The sequence below is a fragment of the Mesorhizobium sp. M7A.F.Ca.MR.362.00.0.0 genome (genome assembly GCF_004023175.1).
Classification (GTDB): domain Bacteria; phylum Pseudomonadota; class Alphaproteobacteria; order Rhizobiales; family Rhizobiaceae; genus Mesorhizobium.
In genome coordinates this window covers 1-5,525 of record NZ_RZTF01000266.1, presented here as the reverse complement: position 1 = coordinate 5,525, position 5,525 = coordinate 1, and the positions used below count along the sequence as shown (strand labels likewise).

Genomic DNA, 5,525 nt, shown 5'->3' with positions numbered 1-5,525 from the left:
CAGTGGCAGCAGGAGAACTTCGTCTACGGCGCTGAAGCCGAACTCGGCTACAACGGCGTCAAGGGCGACGAGAATGGCGTCAATTCCAAGGCTGGCTTCGAAGGTTCGTTGCGTGCCCGTCTTGGCTACGCCGTGACCCCGGAAATCCTGCTCTATGGCACCGGCGGTCTCGCCGGAAGGAGCCTGAAGGTCGAAGACGACGCATACGGTTCGGACCGCGCCACGATGCTCGGCTGGACCGCAGGTCTCGGCACCGACATCAAGCTGACCGACAATGTCTTCGGCCGCGTCGAGTACCGCTACACCGACTTCGGCAGCAAGAGCTTCGACGGTATCGGCAAGGTCAAGGCCACCGACAACCGCGTCACCTTCGGCGTCGGTATGAAGTTCTAAGTCGTTCAAGCCACGACACGAAAAAGCTGGGCCTCGCGCCCGGCTTTTTTTTGTGTCTGAGTGATTTTCCCGGGCGGTGATCGAACCGATAACCCGGGAAATCAATTCCGGGGTAATCGGCGGTCAACCGGGAATGCAGGGCTTCAGTTCCGGAAACTTCTCGTCAAAGCGTGCTGCCCATCGCGTCAGCCGGGCGCGACCCTTCTCCCATTTTCCGGCAAAACGCAGCGAGAGATAGCCAAGGCAGGCGCGCAGCGCCATCTGGCCGGCGGTGATCTTCTTCGGCAGCTTCGGCGGGTTGGCATTCAGCAGGTCGAGTGCCGCCGTGATCTTCGCCCACTGGCGATCGAGCCAGGGCTGATAGACCATCTCCTCGGGCCGCGTGCGCCGTTCATAGACCATCGACAGCGCGCAGTCGCAAATGCCGTCGGCCAATGCTTCCAGCACTTCCGCCTCGAGCCGCTTGTCGGGATTGCGTGGAAAAAGCGCGCTCTTCGACAAACGGTTGAGATGCTGGGTGATGGCGCGACTGTCGTGGATGGAGCGGCCGTCGTCGAGCACCAGAACCGGGATCTTGCCGAGCGGGTTGGCGCCGATCAGTTCGGCCGGTTTGTCGTCCGTTTTGACCGCCACCGTTTCGATGTCGATGCCGGCATAGGCGGCTGCCATGCGCACTTTGGAACTGTAGGGAGAGGAGGACGCATAGAGCAGTCTGGGCATGATCGGTTTCCTGTTTTGCAGGCCGGCAGTGTTGACCGATCAGGCGCGATCGAGCAATGGCCAGAAGCGGAAAACCCGGCCGCCAGCGAGCGGACTCATCGGCCGGGGCCGTTTGGCGAGCGCTCCATGAAGACGGTGCTTGATCACATAGTCGCCGAGTTGCCAGAATCGCAGGGATCACTCAGCCGACAGCCAAGACCGAAGGGCCTCGCGCCGATATTTCATCAAGCGCATGAATGGCACAAAAAGCCCCACCGGACTCCGCCCTATGGCGAAGTCCTGGGAGCTGCGAAAAGATATCCTCCGTCCGCCTCTGTTCTCGCCTTCCGACTGCCAAACAACGAACGGGGCGCCTGTCGGGCACCCGCCCTTGACTGTTTCGGCACCGCCCCCGGCGAGGGAAGACGCGACTACTTCTTGCCGGCCTTCGCGGGTGCTGCCTTCGGCTTGGCCGCAGGTGCCGCTTTCTTCACCGGTGCTGAAGATTTCGCTGCCGCAGCCTTCTTTGCCGGAGCAGCCTTCGCAGCCGGCTTCTTGGCCGGTGCAGCCTTGGCAGGTGCAGCCTTGGCAGCCGGTTTTTTTGCAGGTGCTGCCTTCTTCGCTGCGGGTTTCGCCGCAGCCTTCGCTGCAGGCTTCTTGGCTGGTGCCGCCTTCGCCGCCGGCTTTGCCGCTGCCTTGGCGGGTGCTGCTTTCTTCACTGCCGGTTTCGCAGCAGCTTTCGCTGCCGGCTTCTTGGCCGGTGCTGCTTTTGCCTTGGCCGCCGCGGCCTTCGGCTTGGCAGCGGGTGCTGCTTTCTTCACTGCAGCTGCGACCTTCGCCGTCGCTGCTTTTGCGGGTGCTTTCTTTGCCGGTGCCTTCGACGCCGGCGCTTTGGATGACTGCTTAGCCATGCGATGCCCCTTCCGTTGTGCCGACGGCCGTAATGACCCGGCGCGCTCATGCATATCTGACTCGCGGCTTGCTAGCCAGCGAAGCAATAGACTGATTTTCGCAACTTAACTTTCGGTTACGATCGGCACATGATCGTGCTGATCGTCGCAGAAATTCACTACTGATCTTCGACCATCGGCTAGAATGTGTCGCCGACATTCTCCACACTCCGCGGGAGCGCTCTTCTCGTGAAGCTCCGAAGATCAGCGAGCAGCTTTGCGTGTCGATCTTCGTTCGCCGATATCATGACCACAGCCTCAGCGCTGCGATCATCTCATGCAGGCGGACGATCTATACTGCAATGCGACAGCCGGCCAACGCATCACCTTGTCAAGCGCGATCGCAGACCCGATTGCTCGTGAATTGACAGACTACTCTATATGGCAGAGTATTCTGCACGGCATGCCGGAGTACTTCGATGTCCATCGCACAGGGGCAAATGGCGCTGTCGCCGTTCGAGATTGCCAAGACGGTCCGCCACGGCGGCGGCATGGTTGTCGGTGGCCTCCGGCTTGGCTGCACCGGAGCCGATCGATGAGTGCCGACGAAATCATCCACCAGAGCACTCGGCTCAGGATCATGGCCGCGCTGAACATGCTGGAAAGGCGCCAAACGCTGGACTTCACCGGGCTGAAGGCCATCGTGGACGTCACCGACGGGAATCTCGGCGCGCATCTCGATACGCTGGCCAGGGCCGGTTATGTCGACATCGAAAAGCTGTTCGTCGGCCGCCGGCCGCAGACGCGCGTCAGGGCGACGACCAGCGGACGGCGCGCATTCCGCGGCCACGCCGCATTCCTGCGCAAGATCATCGATCAGGCGATGCCGCGCAGGAAATAGCGTGGCGACTGGGCAATCCGCTCAGCGCGCGGCAACAACGGCAACGCCGGCGCCGATCATCACACCGCCCGCCGCGCGGTCACCCGGCGTACGATCCCTGGCGTACGCAACAGGCTGCGGGCGCGGCCGGCGAGGATGACATGAACGCCGATCACCACCGCTTCAACGGCCAGGATCACCATCATCAGCACACCAAGATGAGCAGCATTGAGCGATGCGCCGACGCCGCTAGGCAACAGCGCGACGTAGAACAACGGCATTTTCGGATTGCCAAGATTGAGCGCGATGCCGGTGGCAAAAATCGTCAGCAGCCCTCGCCGTCCTGAGACGGGCTGCAGTCCAGAATCTTCGCGATCCGCATTTCCGTCACGGCTGATAGCCGAGGCAGATGGCGCCGAGCGCGACGATAGCGCAGGCGCCGACCCGCCGCGGCGTTAGCATCTCGCCGAGGAACAGGCGTCCGATGAAGGCCGCGAAGACGACGCTGGTTTCGCGGATCGCGGTGATCGGACCTGCTGGTCCGAGCGCGAAGGCCGCGACCACGACACCGTAGGCCAGAAGTGCAAACAGGCCTCCGCCCAGCGCCTTCCAGGTTTCAGGCGCGCGCAGGTCGACAATGAGCCGGCCACGGCAGGCGACGAAGGCCGCCGGCAGCAACGCGCCGTAGATCAGCAGGACCCATGCGGTGTAGGCGCCGGCATTTCCCGCCGCCCGAACGCCGAGCGCATCGACCGTCGCATAGGCGGCGATGATCGCTCCCGTTGCCAATGCATAGAATATCGATGTCGTGGCGGCCCTGCCCCGTCCGAGCGAGAGACCCATGATGCCGCCAGCGACCAGCGCGACGCCGACGGTCTGCGGCAGAGTGAGCTGCTGGTTGGCCAGGAAGAACCCGCCGAGCGTGACAAGCAGCGGCACGCTGCCGCGAACGATCGGATAGACCTGCCCCAGTTCGCCATATCTGTAGGCGGCCACGAGAAACAAGGTGTAGCCAACCTGCAGGCAGGCCGAGAGCACGATATATAGGACCAGGCCGGCGCGGCCGGAAGGTCGTGGAAGAAGGCGAAGGGGATGGCGAGCGCCGTGCTTGAAAAGCTCATGACGGTGACGGTCCACAACCTGTCGGCCCCCGTGCGCAGGAACGCGTTCCAGCTTGCGTGCAGGATCGCCGCAAACAATGCGAGCCCGATGACCAGCGGGCTCATTGCGGCCGGCGCGAGGCGGCGACGATGCCCATGGCGCCCATGGCCGCCTTGCGGGCGTCGCGAATGGCGGCTTCGGCCTGCCCCATCTGCGCCAGCAAGGTCGCACCTTCGATCAGCATAAGCAGCGTCGCCGCCACGCTCTCGGCGCGGCCGCGCGGCATCATCTCTTCGAGGATAGACTGCATGCGCCGCTTGAGGCCGTTCTTCTGCCTGACAACGGCCTCGAAAATCGGATGCCCGGGATCGCCGAACTCGGCCAGCGCATGTGCGAACAGACAGCCATGGAAATCCGGGCTGCGGAACCAGCGTGCATGCCAGTCGAAGATTTTTCCGATTTTCTGCTCCGGCGGAACGTCCTCCTGGGCGAGCCGGTCGAGTTGGCGGTCGAAACGCATAGCGCGATAGTCGAGCACCTCGACGATCAGTTCGTCCTTGCTGGGAAAGTGGCGATACATCGTCATCTTGGCCACATCGGCTTCGGCGATGATCCGGTCGATACCGGTGGCATGGAAGCCGGCGCGCTTGAACAGCACGTAGGCCGTGTCAACGACGTGTTGGCGCTTGCCGGAAGCGGACGACGGCGTCATGGAGGTTACCTAGTAGTGAGACAGGTCTGTCTCGCCTGTATGCGATGGATCGAACCTGCTGTCAACGGCACGAAAAAACGCCTGCGGCCGATCAGGCCACAGGCGCGAAAGAGATTGGAAGGGGAAACCGGGTCTAGCGCAGAATGCGGCAGCGGCCGTTGTAGACCATCCAGCGGTCGAAGCCCGAGACGCAGAATTCGACATTGTCGCCGATCGAGGCAAAGCCCTGGCCTTCCTCGATCAGGTACCAGATGGTGCGATCGCGGCCGTCGGACAGGCTGACGGTGGCGCCGCAATAACGGCGACCGATCGGCCAGGTATCGTTGGCCGCCAGATAGCGATGCTGGTGGATGCGCCGGAAATCGGTGATCTGCACGTCAGGCAGATGCGGCACGTGATGCACCTGATAGGAAAAGCGGCTGGTGATCTTGTTCAGTACCCAGGGCTGACCGCAGACCCCGCTGTCTTCATCGGAATAGACCGTAAGATCGGCGGCCTGCACGGTCTGAGTGATACCGAGAGGCGCAGCAAGCGGGGTGAAGAGCGAAATCAGGGCGGCAAGGGCGGATTTGGCGAAGCGAGTCATGGCAGCCTCTCAAGGTCGATTGCGCGCACTGTGCGGATTCGCTCGGCGGCGGTCAAGCGGTTGCGTTGACAATGGTTTCCCAGTTTGAAACCGCTTTTTGACCAAAGCCGAATTTGCACGCACCGGAATGGCTCTGGCACGTTCATATCCAGACCCAAGAGCACGCGGTCCTCGGGTCGTCGATGAGACCGCCTCAAGCCTGCTCGCCGGCCAGCCATTCCAGCGACCAGTGCGCCGGCCGCCCCACCGCAAGCAGCCTGTGCA

At 62.7% G+C, this 5,525-nt stretch carries 6 protein-coding genes and 2 pseudogenes; 3 read left to right on the top strand and 5 right to left on the bottom strand.

Annotation, left to right across the window (positions count from 1 at the left end):
* On the top strand, positions 1–393 hold a 393-nt coding region (locus EOC06_RS43515), incomplete at its 5' end, for an outer membrane protein (protein ID WP_245470071.1).
* Positions 394–516: 123 nt separating this feature from the next.
* Here the strand turns inward: EOC06_RS43515 and EOC06_RS25930 are convergent.
* A complete protein-coding gene (locus tag EOC06_RS25930; protein WP_127319025.1) occupies positions 517–1,113 on the bottom strand; it encodes a glutathione S-transferase family protein in 597 nt (198 codons plus the stop codon).
* A gap of 126 nt (positions 1,114–1,239) precedes the next feature.
* Here EOC06_RS25930 and EOC06_RS40945 point away from each other — a divergent pair, with 126 nt between their 5' ends.
* Together EOC06_RS40945 and EOC06_RS25915 are read left to right on the top strand one after the other, a co-directional pair.
* A complete protein-coding gene (locus EOC06_RS40945; RefSeq protein WP_206517174.1) occupies positions 1,240–2,112 on the top strand; it encodes a hypothetical protein in 873 nt (290 codons plus the stop codon).
* A gap of 465 nt (positions 2,113–2,577) precedes the next feature.
* Positions 2,578–2,883: a transcriptional regulator gene (locus EOC06_RS25915; protein ID WP_127319031.1), complete on the top strand. Its 306-nt coding sequence runs from the start codon at positions 2,578–2,580 to the stop codon at positions 2,881–2,883.
* Positions 2,884–2,904: 21 nt separating this feature from the next.
* On the opposite strand, the pseudogene EOC06_RS25910 reads toward EOC06_RS25915, so the two are convergent.
* The 4 genes and pseudogenes from EOC06_RS25910 to EOC06_RS25895 form a co-directional block, all read right to left on the bottom strand.
* Positions 2,905–3,221: pseudogene (locus tag EOC06_RS25910) on the bottom strand (LysE family translocator); the annotation flags it as partial.
* Between the two features lie 28 nt (positions 3,222–3,249).
* Positions 3,250–4,088 (bottom strand): annotated as a pseudogene (locus EOC06_RS25905) (EamA family transporter).
* Complete coding sequence (locus EOC06_RS25900; protein WP_128309115.1) at positions 4,085–4,675, bottom strand: TetR/AcrR family transcriptional regulator; 591 nt, start codon at positions 4,673–4,675, stop codon at positions 4,085–4,087. Before EOC06_RS25900 ends, EOC06_RS25905 begins: the two are co-directional and overlap by 4 nt.
* Positions 4,676–4,808: 133 nt before the next feature.
* Positions 4,809–5,261 carry a hypothetical protein gene (locus EOC06_RS25895; protein WP_127268684.1) on the bottom strand — a complete coding sequence of 151 codons (453 nt, stop codon included), beginning with the start codon at positions 5,259–5,261 and terminating at the stop codon, positions 4,809–4,811.
* Positions 5,262–5,525: the final 264 nt, after the last annotated feature.

Bases quoted from the DNA above. Each gene is read 5' to 3' on its own strand.
- EOC06_RS25930 (WP_127319025.1), bottom strand. From the start codon at position 1,113: ATGCCCAGACTGCTCTATGCGTCCTCCTCTCCCTACAGTTCCAAAGTG.
- EOC06_RS40945 (WP_206517174.1), top strand. From the start codon at position 1,240: ATGAAGACGGTGCTTGATCACATAGTCGCCGAGTTGCCAGAATCGCAG.
- EOC06_RS25915 (WP_127319031.1), top strand. From the start codon at position 2,578: ATGAGTGCCGACGAAATCATCCACCAGAGCACTCGGCTCAGGATCATG.
- EOC06_RS25900 (WP_128309115.1), bottom strand. From the start codon at position 4,675: ATGACGCCGTCGTCCGCTTCCGGCAAGCGCCAACACGTCGTTGACACG.
- EOC06_RS25895 (WP_127268684.1), bottom strand. From the start codon at position 5,261: ATGACTCGCTTCGCCAAATCCGCCCTTGCCGCCCTGATTTCGCTCTTC.